Origin of the sequence: Amycolatopsis sp. CA-161197, assembly GCF_050942255.1 — a bacterium.
Taxonomy (GTDB): Bacteria; Actinomycetota; Actinomycetes; order Mycobacteriales; family Pseudonocardiaceae; genus Amycolatopsis.
The window spans coordinates 9,672,886-9,696,351 of the sequence record NZ_CP192059.1 but is presented as its reverse complement, the minus strand read 5'-3'; the positions used below and the strand labels follow the sequence as shown (position 1 = coordinate 9,696,351).

Below are 23,466 nucleotides of genomic sequence, written 5' to 3'. Positions count from 1 at the left end.
AGCGCGCGCCAGGTGGCCAGCCGGTGATCAACCGCTTACTCCAGCCGGCGCTCCGGCGGCTCCAGCGGTCCCGCCATGCGCGGTCCGGCGAGCTTGCGTTCGAGCCGCCCGAGCCGCATCCGGACGGGTTGCGCGAGGTATTCACCCAGGACAACGCCCGCCGCGAGCGCGAGCCCGATGGCGACGGCTGTCATCAGCGTCCGGATGTCGCCGCCGGGCTCCACCGCTAATTGGTATAGACCACGATACGTGGAGAGACCGGGAAGCAGGGGAGTGATCCCGGACACGGCCACCACGAGCGGCGTGACGCGCAGCCGGCGGGCCAGCAGGCCGCCGCAGAAGCCGACGAGCGTGGCCGCGATGGCCGACGAGCTCACCGCGTCGAACTGCGTGAGCATCAGCGAGCCGTACACGAGCGCGCCGATGGCCCCCGCCGCCGCGGCGACGAGCAGCGCGCGCAGCGTCGAGTAGGAGGCCAGAGCGAAGCACGCGGCCGCGCCGGCGCCCGTGATGACCACGATGGGCAGCTGCTGCGGGGTGGAGTTGATGACGTCCGGCAACGGCCGGCTCGGCAGGCGGAGCATCAGGGCGACCTTCAGCGCCAGCACCACACCGGTGATCAGGCCGGCCGACATGAGCGCCGTCTCCATCGTCCGGCCGGCCGCGGTGACGTTGTAGCCGGTGATCGCGTCCTGCACCGCCGAGACGGTGGACAGCCCGGACAGCAGCACCGTGACGGCCGCGGCGACCACGAGCGTCGGCTGGTCGGTGGTGAGGATGTTGCTGTTCACGATCACGATCGCCGACAGCGTCGCGACGAGCCCGCCGACGACCTGCTGGAAGAAGAACGGCAGGTGGTAGCGGTTGAGCAGCCGGCCGAGCCGGTCGACCACCGAGGAGATCACGAACGCCACCACGGCCACGTCGGGACCGCCGTTGAGCAGCAGGGTGATGAACGCGGCCAGCCCGCCCCACGCGATGGTGGCGACCCAGCGCGGGTAGGGGTGCGGCGCCGCCGTGATGCGCTCCAGCTCCGTGTGCGCCTCCTCGGCCCCCATGTTGCCGCGGACGATCTTGCGCACGAGGATCTCGGCCTGCGTGAGCCGCGTGTAGTCGAGGCTGCGCGACCGGACCACTCGCAACGCGGTGACCGGCGCGAGGTCCGTGCCGCGGTGGCAGGTGACGGTGATCGACGTGAAGATCACGTCGACCTCGCAGTGGGGCAGCCCGAGCGCGGCGGTGAGCGCGAGGATCGTGGCGGTGACGTCGGACGCGCCGGCACCGCTGGCCATCTGCACCTCGCCGATGCGCAGCGTCAGGTCGAGGACGAAGTTGACGGTCGCGTCGTCGGGCGGCTGCGGGCCCAGCACCTCTTCGCTTTCGACGGCCGGCTGTTCCGCCGTCGGCGCCTCGAGGATGTGCCACGCGCGGCGCCGCAGGAGGTTCGGCCGGTGCCGCTGGTTCGAACGCGGCCGGGGAGGCTCCAGGATCGGCCACCGTCTGCGGTGAATCCCCTGGTCGGCGCGTTCGTTGATCTTCATGATCGATCCCACCTCCTCGTCCATCCGGCGTCGTTCTCCTCGACGTTCCCGGGGACCATCGGCCGACGCGTCCCGACCGTTGCACTGATCCGGAAGTGGTGTGCACCACGTCCGCGGTAGATCGTCTCGCAGTGTCGTGCGGGGCGCTCGGTTCGAGGGTTGAACCGGGGGTTCGAAGTGGTCTGGGCAGGGTGGGCCGGGTGGGTCCGGCGGTATCGGGTCGGTGCGTTCCCGGGTACGGAATTCCCTGGTGAAACCGGTTTCGAAAACTGTTTTCCGGAATTCCGCTGAGTGAATGTTCTGAGGTGGTTTCCGGAGACATCAGTGCAGGTGAGGACAGTTTTGACCGTCGGTAAATTGTGGTTGGTACCACTTGGTATTTGCGCTGACCAGGGGGCTTGGAATTGTTGATCTGTGCCGCTTATCACTCTTTAGTGCGTTCTCGTATTTCGTTTCGTAATGTGCCCGTGTTCTCGCGGTTACCCGCGATTCGCTCTCCTCCCCCCGAAGGAGCTCTACCCCGAAATGGCACTCCACCGATTCGAACCCCGATCCGATGCTGCGCCGTCACGCAAGCGGCGCTTCGTTCGCGCCGCCCTGACGGCGACCGCGCTGGCCGCCGCGATGTCGGCCACGGCCGGCCCGATCCTCGCGAGCACCGCGTCCGCCGCGACCGCGGCCCCCGCCGCCTCCGCGTCGGCCACCGCTCGCGTTGGCGCCTCGGCGCTCAGCCGCGCCCTCACCCAGCAGGGCAAGCCCTACGTCTGGGGCGCGGCCGGCCCGAACGCCTACGACTGCTCCGGCCTCGTCGTGTGGGCGTTCAAGCAGGTCGGCGTGGCCCTGCCGCACAGCTCGCGCCTGCAGTCCACGGCGGGCGTGGCCGTCTCCAAGGCCGCGCTTCAGCCCGGTGACCTGGTGTTCTTCTACACGCCCGTGAGTCACGTCGGCATCTACGCCGGTGGCGGCATGGTCCTGCACGCCAGCCGACCCGGAGTGCCGGTGAAGCTGTCGCCGCTGTCCTCGATGCCGTTCCACAACGCGCGCCGCATCTGACGCGTCCCCCGGCGCCGGCACCCGGTCGCGCGGCTGTTCCCCCGCAGCCACCTTCCGGGTGCCGCCGAGCGGCGGCAGGCCGATATACTTCTCTCGCCCTGGCCTGCTGCGCGGGGCGTCGGCCGGTATAGCTCAGCTGGTAGAGCATCTGTCTTGTAAACAGAAGGTCAGGGGTTCGAGCCCCCTTGCCGGCTCCGATCCTCTCGTCTCCGGGCCCGCCCCAGTCCTCAGTGGACTGACGGCGGGTGTCCCCGCGAGGAACGGTCCGGGTCCCAGCGGGGAACGGCTGCGGTCGCCGCGATGAAGTGGTGGTGCGGTTCGGCGTGGCCCCTGACCACCGCGACCACCGACGGCGAGCGAGTGCGGTCGGGCCGTCGGCATTCTCGACCGGCCTTCGCGAACGCGATGCTGGTCACGAAGGCCATCGCGGCGGTTGCCCGACGAACAAGACACCAGCCGGGCGCGTGCCCGGCATTCTGCGTGAGAGCGCCCGCGACCGGCAGCTGGTGCGAACCTCGGATCGCGAGTGAGCTGCCGCAAGGCCGGGCGCGTGGCTCACGTTGGGCCGCCTGCGTTCAGTGGCCGGGAGATCGTGCCCGGGAGAGGCCGGGCGGGAGCCGTCATGAGATCGGCGAGCACCTGCACATCAGTCCCGCACGCGGTGAAGCACCCGCGTCGCGCCGATGGTGCGACGGCGCGACGGGCACTGCCGCCCTGAGCTGGTGCGGCCGGCGTCGGGCTCGTACTTGCCCGGGTGACGGTGTGCCGCATCGCGGTGGGCCGGAGCGGGCTGGGCTTGATCGAACCGGCTGGTAGGAAAGGCTTTCGAGCCGGTTCGAACCCGTTCGATCCGCGAGCGTCAGGAAGCGGTGGCCAGGCGGACGCGGCGGTCGCGGGCGTAGGAGACCAGTTCGCGCACCTCGTCGGTCGTGATGATGCGCACGGCGTCGTCCAGGAGTTCGGCCGTGGCGACCTGCAGGGGCCAGCCCGTCAGGCCCGGGACGGGGACGTGCCAGAACCACTGGCCCTGCGTCAGATCTTCGGCGGCGACCTCGTCCACGGCGTTCCCCCAAGTGGCGGTTTCCAGAGCGGAGTTTTCCTCTGAACTCATAGGGGAACCCTAGCGACGACCACCGACAAAAAACCGTCCACCGTGGACGAGCGCCTGACCCGCGTTTTTGCGGCCGGGCGCGCGCTGGCCTAGGCTGCGCCGATCACCGGAAGAACAGGACTGGCGAGATGCCCCTGCTTGACTCCGGGTCGTACCGTGATGTCGACCTGCCGACGATCGTCCGCATGGAGCGGAGGCTGCCCTGGTTCGGGTGGCCGCACCTGCCGCTCGGCCTGCTGGTCTGCGTTGCCGCGATCCTGGCCGCGTATCGCGTGCCTGTGTCGTACCACACCACCACGGCCCTGGTCGCCGGCGGCGGCGTGCTCGGGGGCTTCTGCGGCTACGGCTGCGGCCTCGTGATGGTGAGCACGCCCGACCTCGTGAAGACCGGCCGGCTGCGCTGGCGCCGTACGCACGTGCTGCGCGGCCTGCTGTTCGCGCTGGGTGTGCTCTCCGCCGCGTCGCTGGTCGTGGTCGCGGTGTGTCACTTCGTGTTGCTGGCGGGCGCGTCGGGGTTGCACCCGTTCACGCTCTCGCTGCAGGCCGGCGTGTACCTCGTGCTGGCCGTGGCCAACACGGTGCTCGCCGGGCTCGAAGCGCGAAGCCTGACCAAGGTCCTCAATGGAGTGTCCACCAAGGACGGTGAGCTCACCGCCGCCGCAGCAGGACTTCCTGCGTGACGGAGGCCACCAGCCGGCCGTCGGTGGTGTAGAACTCGCCGTGGGTGAGGCCGCGCTCGTTGGTGAAGCTGCGGCTCTCCATGTCGAACAGCAGCCACTCGTCGGCGCGGAACGGGCGGTGGAACCACACGGCGTGGTCGAGTGAGGTCAGCTGCGCGCGGCCCGGCTCGTCGCGGTGGGGCAGCGCGGCCGTCCCGGCCAGGCGGATGTCGGAGATGTAGGTGAGCGCGCACACGTGCGCCAGCGGGTTGTCCGGCAGGCGGCCCTTCGCGCGCACCCAGATGCGCTGGCGCGGCCCGCTGCCGACGTCCGGCAGTCCCGCCGCCGGGTCGCTGATGAACCGCGCTTCGATCACCGAAAGCATGATCGGCAGCTCGTCCTCGTCGCGGACCTCGACGTCGTCCGGCGCCGGCACCTCGGGCATGCGCGCCTGGTGTTCGCTGCTGGTGGCGGGTTTCTGGAACGACGCCGAGAGGCTGAAGATCGTCTCGCCGTTCTGGATCGCCGCCACGCGCCGGGTGGTGAACGAGCCGCCGTCGCGCGTGCGCTCCACCTCGTAGACGATCGGCAGGTCCGTGCGCCCGCCGCGGATGAAGTAGCCGTGCAGCGAGTGCACGTGCCGGTCCTCGGGCACGGTCGCGCCCGCCGCCGTGAGCGCCTGTGCCGCCACCTGGCCGCCGAACGCCCGTTGCGGCGAACCCTCGTGGCTGGTGCCGCGGAAGAGGTTGCGCTCGAGCGGTTCCAGCTTGAGGAGCTGGTCGATGCCGGGGTGCACGGGGTCGGTGATCACCCCGTCATCCTAAGGACCGCTCACTCCTCACGCGGGGTGAGCTGCGTCAACAACGGCAGCAGCGCGGCCGGGTCCTCCACGTGGGCGTTGTGCCCGAGGCCCGCCAGCGTGACGGAGCCGGCCGCCAGCGCCCGCAGCTGCTCGGGCCGCGACATCGGGTCGTCGGCGCCGGCCGCGAGCACGACGGGGCACGTCGCTTCGGCCAGCAGCCGCGGCATGTCCGGCGCACCCACGCCGAACGCGGCGGAGTCCAGAGCCAGGCGCCAGCCGTCGGCGGTCGCCACCACACCACCGGGATCCGCGGGCGCCAAGCCGGTGAGCCCGGCGACCTTCAGGTACGCGACCGCGGCGTCTTCCCGCGAGGCGAACAACCGTGGCGGACGCGCGGCCATCGCGGCGGCGCGCTCCAGGTCCTCTGCACTCCACTCCACTTTGACGCCCAGCGCCAGCACCCCGGCGACCTCCAGGCCGTGCCGCCCGGAAGCCAGCTCCAGCGCCACCACCCCACCCAGGGAATGGCCCACGACGACCACCGGCCCGGCCTCGTCGAGGCCGGCGGCCACCTCAGCCGCCAGCGCGGGGAACGAGTAGGCCGGCAACGGCGCCGAACCACCGTGCCCGGGCAGGTCGGGCACGAGCACCCGCCGGTCCAGCAGCTCGGTCAGCCCGTCCCACACCGTGCCGGTCGCGCCCAGTCCGTGGAGCAGCAGCACGGCCGGCTCGCCGCACCCGTCGGTGCGCAGCTTCAGCGTTTCCACCACTCGGATCTTTCCCCAGGCCGGGGTTCCGGGGCTAGGGTCGGGACCGTGTCGAGTGCCCTGATCGCCGACCCGGACACCTACGTCGAAGGCGTGCCCTACGACGTCCTCGCGAAGCTGCGCCGCGAAACGCCGGTGACGCGCGTCGGCGACTTCTGGGCCGTGCTGCGCCACTCCGACGTACGCGACGTGCTGCGCAACCCCGCCACGTTCTCGTCGCAGCTCGGCGGCACGCAGATCCGCGACCCCGCGACGCCCGAGGACCTCGGCTACGTGCGGCGCATGATGCTGAACATGGATCCGCCCGAGCACGGCCGGCTGCGCGGGCTGCTGACCAAGGCGTTCACGCCGCGGGCGATCGGCCGGCTCACCGAGCGCATCGAGGGCTGGGCCCACGACCTGGTCGCGGCCGTCGCGGACCGGGGCGAGTGCGATTTCGCCAAGGACGTCGCCGCCGACCTGCCGCTGCTCACGCTCGCCGAGGTGTTCGGCGTGCCGGAGCAGGACCGGCGGCTGATGTTCGACTGGAGCAACCGCGTGATCGGCTTCCAGGACGCCGAATACGCGGTGAGCGCCACCGTCCGGCCGGACGACGTGACGGACCTCGCCCGCGCCGCGCTCGCCGTGCGGCCCGAGCCAGGGCCGGACGGCGCGATGCCCGACCCGCGTACACGCGCCGGGATGCCGGACCTTTACGCGTACGCCAACGCCCTGGGCGAATACAAGCGCAGCCACCCCGGCGACGACGTGATGAGCAACCTCATGCAGCACGTCGACGACGAGGGCGGGCGCGTCTCGATCGCGGAGTTCGAGAACCTGTTCTGGCTGTTTTCCGTGGCGGGCAACGAAACCCTGCGCAACGGCCTGCCCGGCGGGCTCGCCGCGCTGCTGCGGCACCCGGAGCAGTACCGCAAGCTCCTCGACGACCGGTCGCTGCTGCCCGGTGCCGTCGAGGAGATGCTGCGCTGGTGGACGCCGGTCATGCACTTCCGCCGCACGGCCACCGAGGACACCCGGCTGTCCGATGTGGACATCAAGGCCGGCGACAAGGTCGTGGTCTGGTTCTCCTCGGCCAACCGCGACGAGACCGTGTTCGCCGACCCCGACGCGTTCGACGTCACGCGCGCGCCGAGCGAGCACCTGACCTTCGGCCACGGCCCGCACTTCTGCCTCGGCTCGCACCTGGCGCGCGTGCAGATGCGGGCGCTCTTCGAGGCCGTCCTGGACCAGCTCGGCGAAGTCCGCCTCGCGGGCGAACCGCGGCGGCTGCGCTCGAGCTTCCAGAACGGCCTCAAGAGCCTGCCCATCCAGTGGGGCTGATCGTCAAGACTGCTAGTCCCGCGTCACGATGAGCTTGGCGACGCCGGTCGAGGTGAACCCGAGGAAGATGAACGCCAGGATTCCGTACTGCACCAGGGAATCCCCGGCGAATCCCGTGGACAGCTCCGCGATCAGCAGCCCCAGCATCAGCAAACCGATCACGAGGTACGCCCAAGCCGTGGCCCGTGTGCGGGGCAGCCACCGAAGTCCCATGTCTACCTCCCGGAGTTGAGGTTGCGGATCAGGTCCTGCACGGTCTGGCGCAGGTGTGACAGCGTGTCGCGCACCTCGGTCGCGACGCCGCCGGCGTGGTGGTCGACCGGCCCGGTCACCGGGTGCACCTCGTCCTCGCCGGGCAGCGGCACCCCGGGGCACGTGGTCGAGGCGGGCCGCGAGTTCTTGGTGAGGAAGGTGTTCACGAGCCCGTCGACGCACGGGTTGCCGTTGATCGCGTACTCGCCGTGGAAGGGCGCGTCGTCCACCGAGATCAGCGGCACGCCGGCCGCGCGAGCACCGGCGCGGCCCTGCTCGTAGCCGGTCTGCGGGTCGAACTCGCCCTGCACCACGAGAACGTGGCTCTTCACGGACGCCGGCAGGTTCGGCAGCTCGTGCTGCGGCGCTTCCGACCAGTGGCCGCACGGCTCGCTGAGCCCGTAGGACCAGCCGTAGAGCGGGTCGACGGGACCCTGCCGGTCGCTGAGGTTCTTGTACCAGGCCGCCGACCGCGTCGGCTGGTCACCGCAGGCCACGGCGTAGCGGGTGCCGGCCACCGGTGTGTAGTCGGGCGTCGCGGCGACGACTTTCGCCACGGTGAGGTCCGTGGCCGGCACGCCGAACGCGCTGCGCGACTCGGCGTCGAGGTCGGCCGCGAGGTTCTTCGGCGGCGCCGGTGCGGTGCCGTCCAGCGCGGCCGCACCCTGGGTGAAGACCAGCGCGCCCAGCAGCCACTGCAGTTTGCTGCCGTTGCCGACGAAGATGTGGTCGAAGTTGTCGGGGGACATGCCCTTCGACGCGTAGTACGCGCGCACTTGCTCGTACTCCTGCTTCACGGCCTCGGGCGTTTTCCCGAGCTGGTCAGGGAACTGGCGCGAAAGCCACGGCACGTACACGTCGTCGAACTGCCGCTGGTCGACCTCGGGGAACGCCTCGAAGTCGGCCTGCAGCCGGCCCTCGAAGTTCACACTGGAGTCGAGCACGATCTTGCCCGCGTGGCCGGGGAACATCGACGCGTACTTCGCGCCGAGCCAGGTGCCGTAGGAGTAACCGAGGTAGTTGAGCTGCTGGTCGCCCAGCAGCGTGCGGATCAGGTCCATGTCGTGCGTGGTCTGCCACGTCGTGATGTACGGCGTGAGCGCGTCGCTCTGGCAGGCCTCGGCGATGGCCCGCGGCGTCGCCTGGTGCGCCGCGATGCTGGCAGCGGAGCGGTCCCGGGCGTCGAGGGCCGTGGTGGGCAGCCGGCCGGTGGGCACCTCGCACTGCAAACCCTTGTCGCTGCTGCCTTCCTGGCCGGTGCCGCGCGGGTCCATGCCGATGAAGTCGTAGCTCGCGCTCACGGACGGCTCCAGTCCCGCGAGCGAGCCGGCCAGCGAGGTGCCCTGCCCGCCCGGGCCGCCGGGGTTCACGAGGATCGCGCCGGCGCGGTCGCCGGTCGCGGCGACGCGGCTGATCGACACCTTGAGGTCGACGCCGGCGGCCGGGTTCGCCCAGTCGCGCGGCACGGTGATTTCGGCGCATTGTGCTGGTTTCGCCCCGGTGGCCGGTTTGAACGCGCAGTCGCCCCACGTGATTTTCTGGCTCGTGTAAGGGTCTTCGGCCGCGCTCGCCGTCGCCGGGACCAAGGCCGCGGTGGCGGCCGCGACCACCGCCGAGACCAGTACTGCTCTGGGAGTTCGCACCGGGAGTCCTTTCGTCCGTGATCCGCTTGCCGTCGAGTCTCGTGCGCGCGCGGACGCCGGCGATCAGCCTTGCGGACGAACTTCCGGTGCCGCCTCGGCCGTGCGAACGAGGCGGGCCAACGCGCGCGAGGCTGCCACAGCGGGGAAACTGAGGACATGACCATTCCCGCGCCCGGCCCCGGCGTGGTGGGCCGACGGGTCGTGCAGCGCGTGCTCGACCAGCTGCTCGCCACCGTGCCCGTGGCGGTGGTCGCGGTGCTCGTCGTGCTCTACGTGCCCCCGCCCGGCTCGCTGCTCACGTTCATCGAGGTCGTGGCGTTCACGACGTTCGGGATCTGGGTGCTCGCGAGTCTGTACCTCGAGATCTGGTGGCCGCACCGCCACCGCGGCCAGACGCCGGCGATGCGCTGGCTGCGGATCCGCGTGGTGCTGCCCGACGGCGGCCGGCCTCCGTTGCGCGCCTACGTGATCCGCGCGGTGCTGATGGTGGTCGACGGGTTCTGCTGGGGCCTTGCGGGGGTGGTGATCATGCTGGTCAGCCCCCGCCGGCAACGCCTCGGTGACCTGGTCGCGGGGACCATGGTCGTGCGCGTCGCAGCTTCAGCGGACGAGCCCGGTCTCCCAGGCCCAGATGGCGATCTCGGTGCGGTTGCGAGCCCGCAGCTTGCGCTGGGCGGCCGCGAGGTGAGTCTTCACGGTGGAGAGCGACAGGACGAGTGACTCGCAGATCTCGGCGTTGGTCTGGCCGCCCGCCACGGCTTTCACCACGTCGAACTCGCGGTTGGTGAGCGGACTGTCCGGTTCGGACCGTTCCTTGCTCGCACTGCCGACGAAGTGGGCGAGCAAACGCGTGGTGATGGCCGGGGAGACGAGCGCCTCGCCGTGCGCGGCCGCGTGCACGGCCTCGATCAGCAGCGTCGCGCCCGCGTCCTTCAAGAGGAAACCGCACGCGCCGGCGCGCAGGGCCGCGTGGACGTTCTCGTCGAGCCCGAAGGTCGTGACCATGACGACGTGCAGCGGATCGGCGACGTCCGGGCCGGCCAGGAGTTTCGTGGCCTGCAGCCCGTCGATACCGGGCATGCGGATGTCCATCAGCGTGACGTCCGGGCGCAGCTGCCGCGCGAGGCGCACGGCGTCCTGACCGTCGGCGGCCTCGCCGATCACCTCGATGTCCGGCTCACCTTCGAGGATCAGCCGGAAGCCGGTCCGGACCATCGCCTGGTCGTCGGCGATCAACACGGTCACCGGCACGGGGATCCTCCTGCTCAGGCTGTTCTGCTCAGGCCGTTTCGAGCGGCAGCCGCGCGGCCACCAGCCAGCGGTGCCCGGCCGCCGGGCCCGCGGAAACCGTACCGCCGACGGCGGTGACGCGTTCGGTCATGCCGATCAAGCCGTAGCCGCCGGGCCGCGCGGGCTTGGCCGCACCGTCGTTGCCGACCTCCACCACGAGGTCGCGCTGGTCGCGGCGCACGCTCACCCGCACGTCGGTGGCGCGCGGCGCGTGGCGGCGGACATTGGTGAGGGCCTCGGTGATCAGCCGGTGGACAGTGGTCACGACCTCCGGCGTCGCGTTGAGACCGCCGAGGTCGCCGGGCACGTCGAGGGTGACGGTGCCGTCGTCGGGCACCGCGCGGTCCACGGCCGCAGCGAGCCCGGACGGTGGGCTGAACAAGTTCTCGCCGTCGGTGCGCAGCGTGCCGACGAGCCGGCGCATCGACGCCAGCGCCTCCGCGCCCGCCTGCTCGATCTCGGCGAACGCACTGGTGTCACCGCCTTGGCGTTCGGTCACGCGGTGCGCGGCCTGCACCCGCACGACGATGCCGGTGATCTGGTGTGCGACCAGGTCGTGCAGCTCGCGCGCGAGGTTCAGCCGCTCCGCCGCGCGAACCTCGACGGCTTCGGCCCGGGCCCGCGCGTCGGCGTCGCGCAACAGCAGGCCGATCGCGAGCGCCGCACCCCACGCGACGGCCGCGGCGGCCGAGAGCAGCGCCGCGGGCGAGCCGATGCCGTAGCGGAACACCGGCGCCGCCACGGCCGCGATCCCGCCGAGGACGGACAACGTCGCCGCGGGCGGCCGTTGCAGCCGGTGGCAGCACGCGCCGACGACCAGCGCGATCGCGAGTGACTCGGCACCGCTGGGCTGCACCGGAAGCCGCTGCCCGAGCGCCGCGACGCCCGCTGTGACGGCCGTGCCGAGCAGCGACAGGCACGACACCGCCGTCGCCACGAGCGCGACGTGGTCCGGGAACCGGCGGCGCAGCACGGCGAGCACGGCCACCACCGGCCCGAGCCCGGGCGCGAAGTCCACGGCGATCAGCGCGAGCGTGCCCTGCGCCGAGCCGGAGCGCGTGAACACCACGGCGTCGAGCACCACGAGCACCACGAGCGCCGCGATCTCGGCGACCAGGGCGATGCGCGGGCCCACGCGCTGGGTGGTCATGGTCCTGATCGTCTCGTGCCGGGGCGCGCTTCGCCTCCTGCGCGGGTGCGAAGTGCCTCGGCCGTGAGGCTGAGCCGCGGGATTCAGCCGAAACTCACCAGCGAGAGCCAGGTGTCGAGGAACGCCGTGTCGCCCGTGCGCTTCGCGGTGGTGGCCGGCACGCGGCCGTAGACGATCAGCAGCAGGTCGGTCAGCGACGCCTCGGCCGTCACGGCCGGGTTCTCGACGGCGCCGCGGTGCCACGCGGGCAGGTCGCCGGTGAGGTCGACGGTCCACGACGCCGCGTGGTCCGTCGGCGCGAGGTGGACGGTGTGGCCGGGTCCCTGCAGCGCGCGGCGCTCGGGGAAGTAGTCGAACATCACCGGCAGGGAGCCGAGTTCGAGCCACTCGTCGAGGGTGTCGTGGGCGAGGTCGCCGTCGAGCTCGAAGGGCTGCCCGAGGGCGAGCGTCACGTCGGCGCGGTGCATGGCCGTCTCGTGCAGGAAGCGGCGGGCGTAGAACGCGGCCCGCGGCGCTCCGGCGGGGACGGGGGTCCAGACCTCGGCGTCGGGCCCGGCTTCGCGCAAGGTCGTCGCCAGGGCCTCGGCGCCGTCGGTGAGCCAGCTGCCCGGCCGGACTTCGTGGCCCGGATTGCGCAGGTAGTCATCGGCGGGGGCCTCGGAGGCACGCGTGCGCACGATTCCCTCGGCGTACCGGTGCCCCGCCCCGACGTGGTTGAGCAGCTGGCCCAGGCTCCAGTCCGGGCACGCGGCGATCCGTGTTGCGAGGTCAGCGCCGGTTGCGGTGGTCCGCAGCAGCTCGGTCTGCGCCACGATCTCGGCGGCCCGGCGTTCGAAGTCCATGGTGGCGTCCTTCCGGTTCGGTTCACCATGGAGTCGGAGCCGGGGCCGCCGACCGGACACGGTGGGTCAGGCTTCTTCCGGGGCCGGATCGATCGCGACGGACCGCGCGAGCGACTCCAGTGGCGCGAGGGCGTCGAGGCGGCCTTGCAGCGTGGCGGTCAACGCGTCGAAGGCGTCGCTGCACAGCGGGACGCGCAGCGGCGGGTTCTCCTGGGTGGACAGGTCGTGGATCGCGCCGGCGACCTTGCCGGGGTCGCCCTGGTAGAGGTCCAGGCCCGCGGTGCGGAAGTAGCCGCGCACGGCCGCGACCGCGCCCTCCTGGTAGGCCGGGTTGCCCTCGGGGAAGCTCGCCGAGTGGTGGAAGTCGGTGCGGATGGCGCCCGGCTCGACGATGGTGACGCGGATGCCGAACTGGGCCACGTCCTGGGCGAGCGACTCGCTGAAGCCCTCCAGGCCCCACTTGACCGCGTTGTAGACGGTGTTGCCCGGGAAGGCCATCTGGCCGCCCATGCTGGAGATCTGGAAGATGTGCCCGCCGCCGTGCTCGCGCAGCGCGGGCAGCACGGCGCGCGTGATCGCGATCGGTGCGTGCAGCATTGTGGTGAGCTGGCTCTGTACGAGCTCGGGGCTCTGGTCCTCGAGTGCGCCGATCACGCCGAAGCCGGCGTTGTTCACGACCACGTCGAGCGGTCCGCGGGCCAGCACCCGGCCGACGACGTCGTCGATCGCCGCGAGGTTGCCGACGTCGAGCTGCTCGACCTCGATCTGCGAGCCGTACTTCTGCGCGAGGTCGGCCATGCTCTCGCGCCGCCGGACCGCGGCGACGACCCGGTCACCGCGATCCAGCACGACCTCGGTCAGCGCCCGGCCCAAGCCTCGGGAGGCGCCGGTGACGACCCAGCGACGGGCAGCACTCATCTGCCTCCAGTAACTCGCGCGGTGGGGGAAGTCGAGCGCGAGGCTAGGAGGAGCTGGTCCGCGGTGGCACCGGCGGTGTGGTGACCGAGGCTTTCGGGAACACGTTGTGTCCGTCGGGCCACCGCGTTTCCTTCGCGGGCCCCGGAAGTGCGCGACTGTGCTACTCACTTCGACAGCTACGCCGTGCGGTCTCAGGAAGTGACCCGGTAGGTCAGGTGCGTCATCGTCGGGGTGGTGACGACGTCGGTGCGCTCCAGCGTCACGCGGTGGTCGGCGAGGTCGTCGAACAGGCGCACGCCCTCGCCGAACAGCAGGGGCACGAGGTGCAGGCGCAGCTCGTCGACGAGTCCGAGGCGCAGGTACTGGTCGATCGCCGAGCCGCTCATGACCACGACGTCGCGGTCGCCCGCGGCCTCGCGCGCTTGGGCCAGCGCGGCTTCCGGGCCGTCGGTGACGAAGGTGAACGTGGTCTTCCCGCGCTCCAGCGGTTCGGCCGCGCGGTGGGTGAGGACGAACGCCGGTCGCTCGAAGGCGCCGTCCGGGCCCCAGACGTCGATGCCCATGTCGAACGTGGTGCGCCCGAGCACGAACGCGCCGGTGTCGGTGAAAAACTCGGCCATCACGTCGTGGTCGGTCTCGTTGCCGTGCGCCATCCACGTGTGCAGCAGCTCGCCGTCGCGGCCGAGGCGGTTGTCGGTGTCCGTGCCCGGGCCGGCGACGACCCCGTCGAGCGACATGCTGATCTCCGCGACGACCTTCCCCATCGGACTACTCCTTTGTGGTCCCGGTGTTCGTGGTTTCGGTGTTCGTGGCTGCGGTATTCGCAGCGGTAATCCAAGCGTCGCCCCATTCCGCATCGCGCGCGGCGCGGTAGCGGGGACCGTGGCGTTTGGACACGGTGACGCCGGAAGCGAGGCCATCCACCGTACACAGGTCGAGCTGCACGAAGCCCTTGTGCTTGCGCGGGTGCCGCAGGATCCGCGCGTCGGCGCGGTCGGCCGTGACGCCCGCCGGCGCCGCGACGACGTAGGAGAACTTCTCGTCCTCGAACCCCAGCGTGCCCGCTTTGATGCGCCGGTGCACGCCACTTCGCGGCAGGCGCGCGGCGAAGTGGCACCAGTCCTCGCCGGGTTTGATGGGGCACTCGCCGTCGTGCGGGCAGGGCGCGAGCACCGTGTGGCCGAGGCTGCGCAGCACGTCGCGAGCCGCGCGGATACGGGCGAACCCGGCGGGCGTGCCGGGTTCGACCAGCGCCACCGCGCCACCCGACGCGGCGAGCCAGCGCACCACCTCGTCGCGCGTGCGTTCCGGCAGCTCGCCCAGGACGTACGACAGAGTCACCAGGTCGGCCGCCGGCAGCGGTGACGCCGGGTCGATCAGCCCGCGCTGCCACGTCGCCCCGCGGACCGCCGCGTCTTCGGCGCTCGCCGCGAGCTTGCGGCCCAGGGTGAGCGCGCCGGCGACCTGCTCGACGACGGTGCACTTCTCCAGCGTCGGCCACGCGCGGGCCGCGGCCCAGATGGCCGCGCCCGTGCCGCCGCCGATGTCGAGCTGTGTGCGCGGCGCGAACCCGGGGGCGGCCGCGGCCACTTCGCCGAGCACGGAGCTGACGGCCGCGTACGTCGCCGGCATGCGGTAGCCCGCGTAGGCGGCGACGTCGAGCTCCGAGGTGAGGATCGGCGCCGTCGCGGCTTCGCCGGAGCGGTAGCGCGAGCTGAGCTTGTCGACCGCCTGGGCGAGCCGGGATTCGGGGAAGCGGCCGAGCTCGTCGTCGAGGGCGGTTCGCAGGTCTTCGGGGAGGTGCGCCACGACCGAGAATTCTCCCACGCCCGATTTGTCCCCCAAGCAGCTGCCTGACCTGCTAGTTTCGGCCGCGGGAAAAAAGTTCGGGCGCCTTGTCGATCCAGCGGCCGCCCGTTCGACGCAGGGGTGACGGCAAAACCGAAGAGAGAGGATCTCCCAAATGCGGTTCATGGTGATCATGAAGGCGAGCGAAGAGTCCGAGGCCAACCAGCTGCCGACCACCGAAATGCTCGCCGAGATGGGGAAGTTCAACGAGGAGCTCGTGCGGGCGGGCGTGATGCTCGCCGGTGAGGGCCTCACGTCGAGCGCCGAAGGGGCGCGCGTGCGCTTCGCGGGCAACGCCGAGCCGACCGTGATCGACGGCCCGTTCGCCGAGAGCAAGGAGCTCGTGGCGGGCTTCTGGATCCTGCAGGTGAAGTCGAAGGAAGAGGTCATCGAGTGGGTGAAGCGCGTGCCCAACACGGACGGCGCGCACCACGAGATCGAGATCCGGCGCATCGCCGAGGCCGAGGACTTCGGCGACAACCTGACGCCTGAGCTGCGTGAGGCGGAGGAGAAGCTGCGCGCGGAAGCGGCGAAGAACGCCTGATGCGCTTTCTCGTGATGGTCAAGGCCAACGCCGACTCCGAGGCCGGCGTCATGCCGAGCGCCGAACTGATGGCGCAGATGTCGAAGTTCAACGACGAGCTGGCGGCGTCGGGGCACCTCGTGCAGGCCGAGGGCCTCGCGCCGAGTTCGCAGGGCGCGCGGCTGGTCTACTTCGACGGCGAGCCGCAGCCGCGGGTGGTCGACGGGCCGTTCGCGGAGACGAAGGAGCTCGTGGCCGGGCTGTGGATCCTGCAGGGGGAGTCGGTGGCGGAGATCGTCGAGCTGCTCAAGCGCGCGCCGAACCCCGACCTGCAGGCGGGGGTCGTGGAGATCAGGCCGCTCGTTCCGTGACGCCGCGCCCGCCCGAGGCTTGCCCTCGGGCGGGCCAGCCTGTCTGATGGGCTCCGTGGAGACGCACGGTGCCGTGGAGGCGGTCTGGCGGATCGAGTCGGCGCGGGTGATCGCGGGACTCGCGCGGATGGTGCGCGACGTCGGGCTCGCGGAGGAGCTCGCGCAGGACGCGCTGGTCGCGGCGCTGGAGCAGTGGCCGGAGACCGGCGTGCCGCGCAACCCCGGCGCGTGGCTGATGACCACGGCCAAGCGCCGCGCGATCGACCAGTTCCGCCGCAACGAGACGTTCGGCCGCAAGCTCGACGAACTCGGCCGCGAGCAGCAGGCCTTCGAGCCGGACCTCGCCGACTTCGACGCGGTCCTCGACGAGGAACACATCGAGGACGACATCCTCCGGCTGGTCTTCACCGCCTGCCACCCGGTGCTGCCCACCCAGGCGCGCGTCGCCCTCACGCTGCGCATGCTCGGCGGGCTCACCACCGACGAGATCGCCCGCGCGTTCCTCGTCAAGGAATCCACTGTGGCGCAACGGATCGTGCGCGCGAAGAAGGCGCTGGCCGATGCGAAGGTGCCCTTCGAGGTCCCCGTCGGCGAAGAGCGCATGGCCCGCCTGTCGTCCGTGCTGGAGGTCATCTACCTGATCTTCAACGAGGGCTACTCCGCCACCCGCGGCGACGACTGGCTGCGCCCCGGCCTGTGCGAGGACGCCCTACGGCTGGCCCGCGTGCTCACGGGACTCATGCCGACGGAGCCCGAGGTCCACGGCTTGGCGGCGCTGCTGGAGATCCAGGCTTCGCGGTCGGCCGCGCGGACCGGTCCGTCCGGGGAGCCGGTGTTGCTGCTGGAACAGGACCGGGGCCGGTGGGACCAGTTGCTGATCCGGCGTGGGCTCGCGGCGCTGGCGCGTTCGGAGGAACTGGCCGAGGGCGCGTACGGGCCTTATTCGGCGCAGGCGGCGATCGCGGCGTGTCACGCGCGGGCGCGCGTGCCGGAGGAGACGGACTGGACGCGGATCGCCGCGCTGTACACCGGGCTCGCGCAGCTGACACCTTCGCCGGTGATCGAGCTGAACCGGGCGGTCGCGGTGTCGATGGCCGAGGGGCCGGAAGCCGGTCTTGAGCTCGTGGACAAGCTGAAGGACGAGCCGGCGTTGAAGAACTACCACCTCCTGCCGAGCGTTCGGGGGGATTTCCTGGTGAAGCTGGGCCGGCTGGCCGAAGCGAAGGCGGAGTTCGAGCGGGCGGCGGACATGACGGGGAATGCCCGCGAACGCACGCTGTTGTTGGACCGAGCGGCGGCTTGCTGAGCGTTCGTCAAGCCTCCACGAACACGATCCGCTCCGGCGGCACGAGAAGTTTCACCGTCTGCCGCTTCACCTCCACCAGCGTGGCGAGCTCCGTCGACTGTCCATCCGGGACGGTGAACAGCCGGTCGTCGCGCGTGTCGAGGAAGTGGGCGAAGCCGGCGAGCGAGACGCCGCCCGTCTCGTCCAGGGCGAGGTAATCCGCCAGCCGGCGGAACAGCTTGGGCAGCAGTACGAGCTCATCCTGCAACTGGGCCCGAGAACGGAGCCGGAAACCCGAAGTGGTCACGTCCGAAGCCCACACGCCGCTGCCCGACGCGCGGGCCGACACCGCAGCGTCCGCGAGGGTCTGGCGCAGATCCACGTACAACAGCGAATAGAACGTCGGATACGTGAGACCCTCGGAGACGAGCTGGAAGTTCACGGAGTTCTTCAACGTCTTCGTGTCGAGGAACACCTCGCTGCCGTCCACGGAACGGCCGGGCCGCTGGCCCGGGAAGGCGAACGCGACCGCGCGCCCGTACTTGTCGGCGAAGCGCGTGAGGATGTGGCCCGAGACCTTCTCCGGCTTCGCGGCCGTGACGATGCCGTCTTCGCCGCGCGTGACGGAGGTGAAGCCGAGCAGCGACACGAGCCGGTCGGCCGCGGCGGCGCCGAGGGAAGCCGGCTGGTGCAGCATCTCGCCGCCGCGCGGCCGGTAGTGGGTTTCGAGCGCGTCGATGGCGTCGAGGCGCAGCTGCATGCCGCCGCGGGAGTTGAGGCGGACGCGCAGGCCGGCCTTCTTCGTCGCGGCCGGGTCGTCGGGGTAGAACCGCACGGAGTCGCCGTCCGGTGCGGCACCGAGGAGCTGGAACGTGCCTTTGATCAGCGTCAGTGGCATGTGCACCACGGTAGGTCGCGCGGAGCCGGGTGTGTCCGGTTTTCATCCGGACAGCCCAGTCACCGCCCACAGTGGACGGTGACTGGTTGCCCCGAAAAGAGCAATTCCCGTCAGGGGATCATGAAACCGAGCACGGTCGCCTGCAGCAGTGAGATCACGCCGACCACGGCGGTGAGCGCGAGTGACCACAGGAACGTCTGGCGCAGCAGTGATCCTTCCTTGCCGCTCTGCCCGATCGCCGTCGCGCCGATCGACAGGTTCTGCGGCGAGATCATCTTGCCCATCACGCCGCCGGACGTGTTCGTCGCGCCGGCCAGCACGGGGTTGAGGTGCAGCTGCTGGGCGGAGATCACTTGCATGGGACCGAAAAGGCTGTTGGTCGACGCGTCGGAGCCGGTCAGGAACACGCCGAGCCAGCCGATGTAGGCGGAGAAGATCGGGAACAGCAAGCCGGTCGTGGCCAGCGCGAGGCCCAGCGTCTGCGTGGCGCCGGAGTAGTTCATCACGAACGCGATGGCGAGGATCATGAAGATCGTCGCGAGCGCCCAGCGCATCTGGTGCAACGTGGCGCGGTACGTCCGCACCAGTTGCTTCGGCCGTGCGCCCATCGCGAAGCCGGCGATCACCGCGGCGATGAGGGCGACCGTGCCGGGGGAGAAGAGGAAGTCGACGGTGAACGTCGCCGCGTACGGCATGTCCTTCGGCGTGATGGGCGCGTGCTGGATCACGTGGTTGTGCAGCCCCGGCCACGCGAACACCCAGTCGGCCTTGTGCAGCAGCTTCGTGAGGTCCAACCACACGGGCAGGTGCGCGAAGATCGTGCCGATGCGCGACAGGAAGATCGCGAGGATCAGGATCACGTACGGAGTCCACGCGTAGAGCGCGCCGCGTTCGGCCTTCGCCGCGCCCAGGCTCGCCGACGTTTTCACCGGTTCTTCGCCCTCGAAGCGCCACACGGTCTTCGGCTGCCAGAACCGCGTGAGCACGTAGAGCGCGGCCATCGCGGCGAGGGCGGCGAGCACGTCGACGAGGCTCGCGCTGATGTAGTTCGACGCCGCGAACTGCATGAGCGCGAACGCCAGCCCGGCCGTGACGACGGCGGGCCAGACCTCCAGCATCTTCTTCCAGCCGGCCAGCACGACGATCAGGAACGCCGGGATGATCACGGCCAGGAACGGCACCTGCCGCCCGACCATCGACGAGAACGCCGCCGTCGCGTCTTCCGGCTTGAGGTGCATGATCGGCCCGGTGAGGCGGCCGAGCACGATCAACGGGTTCCCGAGCCCGCCGAACGCCACCGGCGCCGTGTTCGCCAGCAGGGCCAGCACCACGGCCTTCACCGGCGGGAACCCGAGCGCCGCCATCATCGCCGCCGTGATCGCGATCGGCGACCCACCACCCGCGACGCCCTCCAGCAACGCCCCGAAGCTGAACGCGATCAGCAACGCCTGCAGCCGCCGGTCCTCACTGAACCCGGCGAGCACGCGCTTGATGCTGTCGAAGCGGCCCGTGGTCACCGTGACGTTGTGGAAGTACACGGCGTGGAACGCGATCCACGCCACCGACCACACCCCGAAGACCACGCCCATCACGGCGGAGTCGAGCGCGAGCCCCACCGGCATCCGGTAGAGCAGCAGCGCCACCCCGAGCGCCGTGACGAGCGCCAACGCCGCCGACAGGTGCGCCGACAGCTTCACGACACCCAACGCCACCAGCAACACGATGATCGGCAGCGCGGCGAGCAGCGCGGACACCCACAGCCCGCCCGCCGGTTGGTAATCCTGGATCCAGGTCACGCGTCAGCCCCTTCGCTGATCCGCCCGGCCCTCCCGACGGCGGCGGTTCCGGGAGACCCAGGGTCTTTCGTTTCCTTCCCGGCCACGGCGGACGCCGAGCCGGCCTACGGTGGCGGCGGGTGTCAGGTCGTTGCGGGCTGCGGTGCGGAGTCGACCGCGGCGCGTGCCAGCTGAGGGGTCGAGCCGGGTGCGGTGACAGCGGGCTCGATGCTTCGGGTTGTGCGCTTCGTCGGATGTCCGGCCGATGGCCTACCGGCTCCGGACGTACCCCAGCCGGAGCGACAGCGCCGCGGCAGTCCCCGCCACGGTCGCGCCCAGTTCCTCCACGCGGCGCAGCACGCGCGGGGCCGGGCCGGCCACGCTGATGGCCGCGATGGGGCGGCCCGAGTGGTCGCGGACGGCGGCGGCGACGCAGCCGACGTCGGGCTCGTTCTCGACGTCGTCGATGGCCCAGCCGCGGCGGCTGGTGCGGGCGAGGTCGTCGAGGAGGCGGCCGGGGTCGATGATGGTCTTGAGCGTGAGGCTGTCGAGCTTCATCCGGCGGACGCGCTCAACCCGGTCGATCTCGGGCAACGCCGCGAGCCAGGCCTTGCCCAGCGACGTCGCGTGCTGGGGGCGGCGCGTGCCGAGGCGGCAGGCGAGCGTGACGGCGCTGGCGCTGCGTTCGGTGGCGACGTAGACCATGGTGTCGTTGTCGGGCACGGCGAGGTACGTCGTCTCGCCCGAGCGTTCGGCCAGCGACGCCAGGTAGCGCGGCGCGCAGCGGTGCAGGTCGGTCGCGGCCATCGCGCGGGCGCCGAGCTCGACGAGGCGGGTGCCGAGGCGCACGCGACCGGTCACGGTGTCCGCTTCGAGGTATTCGAGCCGCTTGAGGGTGCCCACGATGCGGTACGCCGCGCTGCGCGAGAGCCCCAGTTGCCTCGCGATCGCGTTGGTGGAAATCTCCTGGTGCTGCCCCACGTGCTCCAGCACCGCGAGCCCGCGCTCCAGCGTGCCGCTCTGGTCCAGCCCTCGTTCCGTCACGTCGATCGCCCCTTCGCCCAAATTCCCGCTCACCGGCACGTGTTTCCGCTAAGCGGGGTTGGACGCTAACAGCTCCGATGTATGGACGGAAGATCTTGACCTACTTTCGTATTGTGGCAGGTCAAGGTTGCCCTGAATGGTTCAACCTCCGATCGTTAGGACGACTAACAAAGCATTCCACGCAACAACAATCGCCTTCTCAGCAAAACCACAGCGCCGCCCGGGTAAACAGTCCGAACAGGACAGACGATCCGGGGTGAGCGAAACGAGGAGCGAACACCGCACCCGAACCGGAAATCGTTACCCTGCGTACGTGAGGGTGCGAGCGGTGATCGGTGTCCGGATGCGGACCACGGCCGTCGCGGTGGTGGTGCTGGCGCTGGCCATCGCGGTGGCGTGTGTGGTCGTCGTCGTGCTGCTCGAAGAGTCGCTCGACCGCAGCGTGACGGAGAGTGCGCGCAGCACCGGCCGCCAGGTCGCCATCCAGCTCGTCCGCGAAGGCTCGCGCGACCTGTCCGCGAGCGACGTCGCCAGCACCGGCGACACCGAGGCCGTCACTCAGGTGCTCGACAGGACCGGCCGGCCCATCGCGGGCGACCCCGCCATCACCGGTCACCCGCCGCTGACCGGCGACCGGCCCGCCCCCGGCCAGGAAACCGTCGAGACCCTGCCACTGGACCTGAACGGCGACGGCGCCGACTACCGCGTCGTCTCCCAAGGCGTCCGGGGGGCGGGCGGGCCCTACACCGTCATCTCGGCGAGATCCCTCGAACCCGTCACCGAAGCGTCGACCCGGCTCACTCTCCTCCTGGCCCTGATTTCCCTGCCGCTGCTCGCCATCGCCGGGTTCGCCGTCTACCGCTCCGTCGGCGCGGCCCTGCGGCCGGTGGAACGCATGCGCCGCACCGTCGCCGAAGTGTCCACAAGAGACCTCACCGCGAGAGTTCCGTTGCCGCCCGGCAACGACGAGGTCCACCGCCTCGCCGTGACCCTCAACGAGATGCTCAACCGCCTGCACTCCGCCCAAGCCGCGCAACGCCGGTTCGTGGCCGACGCCAGCCACGAGCTGCGCAGTCCACTCTCGACGATCAGCACCGCTCTCGACGTCTCCGGCCGCCACCCCGAGACGACCGGCGAGCTCGTCCCCGTCATCACCCGGGAAACCGCGCGCCTGCGCGAACTCGTCGACGACCTCCTCATGCTCGCCCGCACCGACGACACCACCGAGCGCCCCGCGACGACCGAAGTGGACCTCGACGACATCGTCCGCGCCGAGGCCCACCGCATCCGCGCCGAAGGTCCCATCAAGATCGAGGTCCGCGCCGGGCCGGCCAAGGTCCGCGGCAGCGAAGCTCAGCTGAGACGGGCCGTGCGCAACCTCGTCGACAACGCGCGCGGTCATGCCCGCGAACGCGTCCGCATCGCCAGCTGGGTCCACGAAACCACCGCCGTGGTGGAGGTGAGTGACGACGGCCCCGGTGTCGCCCCGGAGGACCGCGAGCGCGTCTTCGAACGGTTCGTCCGGCTCGACGCTTCGCGCCAGCGCGGCCACGGTGGCACCGGGCTCGGCCTCCCGATCGTCGCGGGCATCGCCGCGCGCCACGGCGGCCAGGCGTCCTACGTGGACGTCACCGACCCCAGCTACCCGGGCGCCCACTTCCGGATCGAACTGCCCCGCCTCGAGGAGGACTGACCGTGCGGCTGCTGATCGTCGAGGACGAGCGCGAGCTCGCCGAAACCCTGCGGCGGGGACTCGTCGCGGAGGGCTTCACCGTCGACGTCGTCCACACCGGACCCGACGGCCTGTGGTCGGCCACCGAGCACGACTACGACACCGTCGTGCTCGACATCATGCTCCCCGAGCTCTCCGGCTACGAAGTGCTCAAACGCCTGCGCGCCAAGGAGAACTGGACCCCGGTTCTCATGCTGACCGCCAAGGACGGCGAGTACGACGAGGCCGACGCGTTCGACCTCGGCGCCGACGACTACCTGTCCAAGCCGTTCTCCTTCGTCGTCCTCGTCGCGCGGCTGCGGGCATTGCTCAGGAGAGGCGCCCCCGCCCGCCCCGCCGTGCTCGCGGCCGGCGACCTCAAACTCGACCCCGCCGCGCGCACCGTCCACAGGGGAGCGCAGCGCATCGACCTGACCGCGCGCGAGTTCGGCCTGCTCGAGTTCCTGCTCCGCCGCCAGGGCGCGGCGCTCACGAAGAACGAGATTCTCGGCCACGTCTGGGACGCGCACTACGAGGGCGACGAGAACGTCGTCGAGGTCTACGTGGGGTACCTCCGCCGCAAGATCGACGCGCCGTTCGGCACCCACACCATCGAGACCGTCCGAGGGGTCGGCTACCGGCTCGTCACCTGAGCGAACTCTT

Annotated in this window: 24 protein-coding genes and 1 tRNA gene; 10 read left to right on the top strand and 15 right to left on the bottom strand. The window is 71.0% G+C overall.

Features of this window, described 5'->3' with window-relative positions; genetic code table 11:
* Positions 1 to 35: 35 nt before the first annotated feature.
* On the bottom strand, positions 36 to 1,541 hold the full coding sequence (locus ACQPXB_RS46045) for a threonine/serine ThrE exporter family protein (protein WP_366582541.1): 1,506 nt from the start codon (positions 1,539 to 1,541) through the stop codon (positions 36 to 38).
* Between the two features lie 525 nt (positions 1,542 to 2,066).
* Here ACQPXB_RS46045 and ACQPXB_RS46040 point away from each other — a divergent pair.
* Both ACQPXB_RS46040 and ACQPXB_RS46035 read left to right on the top strand, forming a co-directional pair.
* Positions 2,067 to 2,594 (top strand): NlpC/P60 family protein, encoded by a 528-nt coding sequence (locus ACQPXB_RS46040; protein ID WP_432848303.1) that lies wholly within the window; start codon positions 2,067 to 2,069, stop codon positions 2,592 to 2,594.
* A gap of 121 nt (positions 2,595 to 2,715) precedes the next feature.
* Positions 2,716 to 2,788 (top strand) — tRNA-Thr (locus tag ACQPXB_RS46035).
* Positions 2,789 to 3,453: 665 nt separating this feature from the next.
* Here the strand turns inward: ACQPXB_RS46035 and ACQPXB_RS46030 are convergent.
* Complete coding sequence (locus tag ACQPXB_RS46030) at positions 3,454 to 3,705, bottom strand: hypothetical protein (protein WP_366582377.1); 252 nt, start codon at positions 3,703 to 3,705, stop codon at positions 3,454 to 3,456.
* A gap of 128 nt (positions 3,706 to 3,833) precedes the next feature.
* Here ACQPXB_RS46030 and ACQPXB_RS46025 point away from each other — a divergent pair, with 128 nt between their 5' ends.
* Entirely contained in the window at positions 3,834 to 4,385 is a 552-nt protein-coding gene (locus ACQPXB_RS46025; protein WP_432848301.1) for a hypothetical protein, read from the top strand.
* On the opposite strand, the gene ACQPXB_RS46020 is transcribed toward ACQPXB_RS46025, so the two are convergent.
* A complete protein-coding gene (locus ACQPXB_RS46020; protein ID WP_366582379.1) occupies positions 4,354 to 5,175 on the bottom strand; it encodes an acyl-CoA thioesterase in 822 nt (273 codons plus the stop codon). The two genes, ACQPXB_RS46025 and ACQPXB_RS46020, sit on opposite strands and share 32 nt — an antisense overlap.
* A gap of 20 nt (positions 5,176 to 5,195) precedes the next feature.
* Positions 5,196 to 5,933 carry an alpha/beta fold hydrolase gene (locus tag ACQPXB_RS46015; RefSeq protein ID WP_366582380.1) on the bottom strand — a complete coding sequence of 246 codons (738 nt, stop codon included), beginning with the start codon at positions 5,931 to 5,933 and terminating at the stop codon, positions 5,196 to 5,198.
* Between the two features lie 48 nt (positions 5,934 to 5,981).
* On the opposite strand from ACQPXB_RS46015, the gene ACQPXB_RS46010 reads away from it, so the two are divergent.
* Positions 5,982 to 7,253: a cytochrome P450 gene (locus ACQPXB_RS46010; RefSeq protein WP_432848298.1), complete on the top strand. Its 1,272-nt coding sequence runs from the start codon at positions 5,982 to 5,984 to the stop codon at positions 7,251 to 7,253.
* Between the two features lie 12 nt (positions 7,254 to 7,265).
* Here ACQPXB_RS46010 and ACQPXB_RS46005 read toward each other — a convergent pair whose 3' ends face one another.
* Positions 7,266 to 7,466, bottom strand: coding sequence for a hypothetical protein (locus tag ACQPXB_RS46005; protein ID WP_366582382.1), 201 nt, complete (start codon positions 7,464 to 7,466; stop codon positions 7,266 to 7,268).
* Positions 7,467 to 7,468: 2 nt separating this feature from the next.
* Positions 7,469 to 9,148 carry an alpha/beta fold hydrolase gene (locus tag ACQPXB_RS46000; protein ID WP_432848296.1) on the bottom strand — a complete coding sequence of 560 codons (1,680 nt, stop codon included), beginning with the start codon at positions 9,146 to 9,148 and terminating at the stop codon, positions 7,469 to 7,471.
* A gap of 156 nt (positions 9,149 to 9,304) precedes the next feature.
* Between ACQPXB_RS46000 and ACQPXB_RS45995 the strand changes: the two genes are divergently transcribed.
* A complete protein-coding gene (locus ACQPXB_RS45995) occupies positions 9,305 to 9,868 on the top strand; it encodes an RDD family protein (RefSeq protein ID WP_366582384.1) in 564 nt (187 codons plus the stop codon).
* On the opposite strand, the gene ACQPXB_RS45990 is transcribed toward ACQPXB_RS45995, so the two are convergent.
* The 6 genes from ACQPXB_RS45990 to ACQPXB_RS45965 form a co-directional block, all read right to left on the bottom strand.
* Positions 9,749 to 10,399: a response regulator gene (locus tag ACQPXB_RS45990; protein WP_432848294.1), complete on the bottom strand. Its 651-nt coding sequence runs from the start codon at positions 10,397 to 10,399 to the stop codon at positions 9,749 to 9,751. The two genes, ACQPXB_RS45995 and ACQPXB_RS45990, sit on opposite strands and share 120 nt — an antisense overlap.
* Before the next feature lie 28 nt (positions 10,400 to 10,427).
* Positions 10,428 to 11,588, bottom strand: a complete 1,161-nt coding sequence (locus ACQPXB_RS45985) for a sensor histidine kinase (protein ID WP_432848293.1) — start codon at positions 11,586 to 11,588, stop codon at positions 10,428 to 10,430.
* 83 nt (positions 11,589 to 11,671) lie between these two features.
* Complete coding sequence (locus ACQPXB_RS45980) at positions 11,672 to 12,430, bottom strand: maleylpyruvate isomerase family mycothiol-dependent enzyme (protein WP_432848291.1); 759 nt, start codon at positions 12,428 to 12,430, stop codon at positions 11,672 to 11,674.
* A gap of 66 nt (positions 12,431 to 12,496) precedes the next feature.
* Positions 12,497 to 13,348, bottom strand: coding sequence for an SDR family NAD(P)-dependent oxidoreductase (locus tag ACQPXB_RS45975; RefSeq protein WP_432848289.1), 852 nt, complete (start codon positions 13,346 to 13,348; stop codon positions 12,497 to 12,499).
* A 191-nt stretch (positions 13,349 to 13,539) separates the two neighbouring features.
* On the bottom strand, positions 13,540 to 14,112 hold the full coding sequence (locus tag ACQPXB_RS45970) for a dihydrofolate reductase family protein (protein ID WP_366582389.1): 573 nt from the start codon (positions 14,110 to 14,112) through the stop codon (positions 13,540 to 13,542).
* 4 nt (positions 14,113 to 14,116) lie between these two features.
* Positions 14,117 to 15,157, bottom strand: a complete 1,041-nt coding sequence (locus ACQPXB_RS45965) for a small ribosomal subunit Rsm22 family protein (RefSeq protein WP_432848287.1) — start codon at positions 15,155 to 15,157, stop codon at positions 14,117 to 14,119.
* A gap of 154 nt (positions 15,158 to 15,311) precedes the next feature.
* On the opposite strand from ACQPXB_RS45965, the gene ACQPXB_RS45960 reads away from it, so the two are divergent.
* Genes ACQPXB_RS45960 through ACQPXB_RS45950 form a run of 3 tightly spaced genes read left to right on the top strand, consistent with a single transcriptional unit; the run spans position 15,312 to position 17,396 of the window.
* A complete protein-coding gene (locus ACQPXB_RS45960) occupies positions 15,312 to 15,740 on the top strand; it encodes a YciI family protein (protein ID WP_366582391.1) in 429 nt (142 codons plus the stop codon).
* Positions 15,740 to 16,090 carry a YciI family protein gene (locus tag ACQPXB_RS45955; protein WP_366582392.1) on the top strand — a complete coding sequence of 117 codons (351 nt, stop codon included), beginning with the start codon at positions 15,740 to 15,742 and terminating at the stop codon, positions 16,088 to 16,090. The genes ACQPXB_RS45960 and ACQPXB_RS45955 overlap by 1 nt, the downstream gene beginning before the upstream one ends.
* A 46-nt stretch (positions 16,091 to 16,136) precedes the next feature.
* The gene (locus ACQPXB_RS45950; RefSeq protein WP_432848284.1) at positions 16,137 to 17,396 is read left to right on the top strand and encodes an RNA polymerase sigma factor; all 1,260 of its coding nucleotides are present in this window, start codon (positions 16,137 to 16,139) and stop codon (positions 17,394 to 17,396) included.
* Between the two features lie 7 nt (positions 17,397 to 17,403).
* Here ACQPXB_RS45950 and ACQPXB_RS45945 read toward each other — a convergent pair whose 3' ends face one another.
* From ACQPXB_RS45945 to ACQPXB_RS45935, 3 genes are all read right to left on the bottom strand, one after another.
* Entirely contained in the window at positions 17,404 to 18,273 is an 870-nt protein-coding gene (locus tag ACQPXB_RS45945) for a thermonuclease family protein (RefSeq protein ID WP_386950599.1), read from the bottom strand.
* Positions 18,274 to 18,383: 110 nt separating this feature from the next.
* On the bottom strand, positions 18,384 to 20,069 hold the full coding sequence (locus tag ACQPXB_RS45940) for an L-lactate permease (protein WP_432848282.1): 1,686 nt from the start codon (positions 20,067 to 20,069) through the stop codon (positions 18,384 to 18,386).
* A 249-nt stretch (positions 20,070 to 20,318) separates the two neighbouring features.
* Positions 20,319 to 21,092, bottom strand: coding sequence for an IclR family transcriptional regulator (locus ACQPXB_RS45935; RefSeq protein ID WP_366582396.1), 774 nt, complete (start codon positions 21,090 to 21,092; stop codon positions 20,319 to 20,321).
* 313 nt (positions 21,093 to 21,405) lie between these two features.
* Here ACQPXB_RS45935 and ACQPXB_RS45930 point away from each other — a divergent pair, with 313 nt between their 5' ends.
* Both ACQPXB_RS45930 and ACQPXB_RS45925 read left to right on the top strand, forming a co-directional pair.
* Positions 21,406 to 22,785, top strand: coding sequence for an ATP-binding protein (locus ACQPXB_RS45930; protein ID WP_432848280.1), 1,380 nt, complete (start codon positions 21,406 to 21,408; stop codon positions 22,783 to 22,785).
* Between the two features lie 2 nt (positions 22,786 to 22,787).
* Positions 22,788 to 23,456, top strand: a complete 669-nt coding sequence (locus tag ACQPXB_RS45925) for a response regulator transcription factor (protein WP_432848278.1) — start codon at positions 22,788 to 22,790, stop codon at positions 23,454 to 23,456.
* Positions 23,457 to 23,466 lie beyond the last annotated feature (10 nt).

What these genes read in the sequence shown, in the direction of transcription:
- ACQPXB_RS45980 (WP_432848291.1), bottom strand. Translation starts at nt 12,430, where the DNA reads ATGGACTTCGAACGCCGGGCCGCCGAGATCGTGGCGCAGACCGAGCTG.
- ACQPXB_RS45995 (WP_366582384.1), top strand. Translation starts at nt 9,305, where the DNA reads ATGACCATTCCCGCGCCCGGCCCCGGCGTGGTGGGCCGACGGGTCGTG.
- ACQPXB_RS46030 (WP_366582377.1), bottom strand. Translation starts at nt 3,705, where the DNA reads ATGAGTTCAGAGGAAAACTCCGCTCTGGAAACCGCCACTTGGGGGAAC.
- ACQPXB_RS46025 (WP_432848301.1), top strand. Translation starts at nt 3,834, where the DNA reads ATGCCCCTGCTTGACTCCGGGTCGTACCGTGATGTCGACCTGCCGACG.
- ACQPXB_RS45975 (WP_432848289.1), bottom strand. Translation starts at nt 13,348, where the DNA reads ATGAGTGCTGCCCGTCGCTGGGTCGTCACCGGCGCCTCCCGAGGCTTG.
- ACQPXB_RS46040 (WP_432848303.1), top strand. Translation starts at nt 2,067, where the DNA reads ATGGCACTCCACCGATTCGAACCCCGATCCGATGCTGCGCCGTCACGC.
- ACQPXB_RS45955 (WP_366582392.1), top strand. Translation starts at nt 15,740, where the DNA reads ATGCGCTTTCTCGTGATGGTCAAGGCCAACGCCGACTCCGAGGCCGGC.
- ACQPXB_RS45970 (WP_366582389.1), bottom strand. Translation starts at nt 14,112, where the DNA reads ATGGGGAAGGTCGTCGCGGAGATCAGCATGTCGCTCGACGGGGTCGTC.
- ACQPXB_RS46005 (WP_366582382.1), bottom strand. Translation starts at nt 7,466, where the DNA reads ATGGGACTTCGGTGGCTGCCCCGCACACGGGCCACGGCTTGGGCGTAC.
- ACQPXB_RS45950 (WP_432848284.1), top strand. Translation starts at nt 16,137, where the DNA reads ATGGGCTCCGTGGAGACGCACGGTGCCGTGGAGGCGGTCTGGCGGATC.
- ACQPXB_RS45960 (WP_366582391.1), top strand. Translation starts at nt 15,312, where the DNA reads ATGCGGTTCATGGTGATCATGAAGGCGAGCGAAGAGTCCGAGGCCAAC.
- ACQPXB_RS45985 (WP_432848293.1), bottom strand. Translation starts at nt 11,588, where the DNA reads ATGACCACCCAGCGCGTGGGCCCGCGCATCGCCCTGGTCGCCGAGATC.
- ACQPXB_RS45945 (WP_386950599.1), bottom strand. Translation starts at nt 18,273, where the DNA reads ATGCCACTGACGCTGATCAAAGGCACGTTCCAGCTCCTCGGTGCCGCA.
- ACQPXB_RS46045 (WP_366582541.1), bottom strand. Translation starts at nt 1,541, where the DNA reads ATGAAGATCAACGAACGCGCCGACCAGGGGATTCACCGCAGACGGTGG.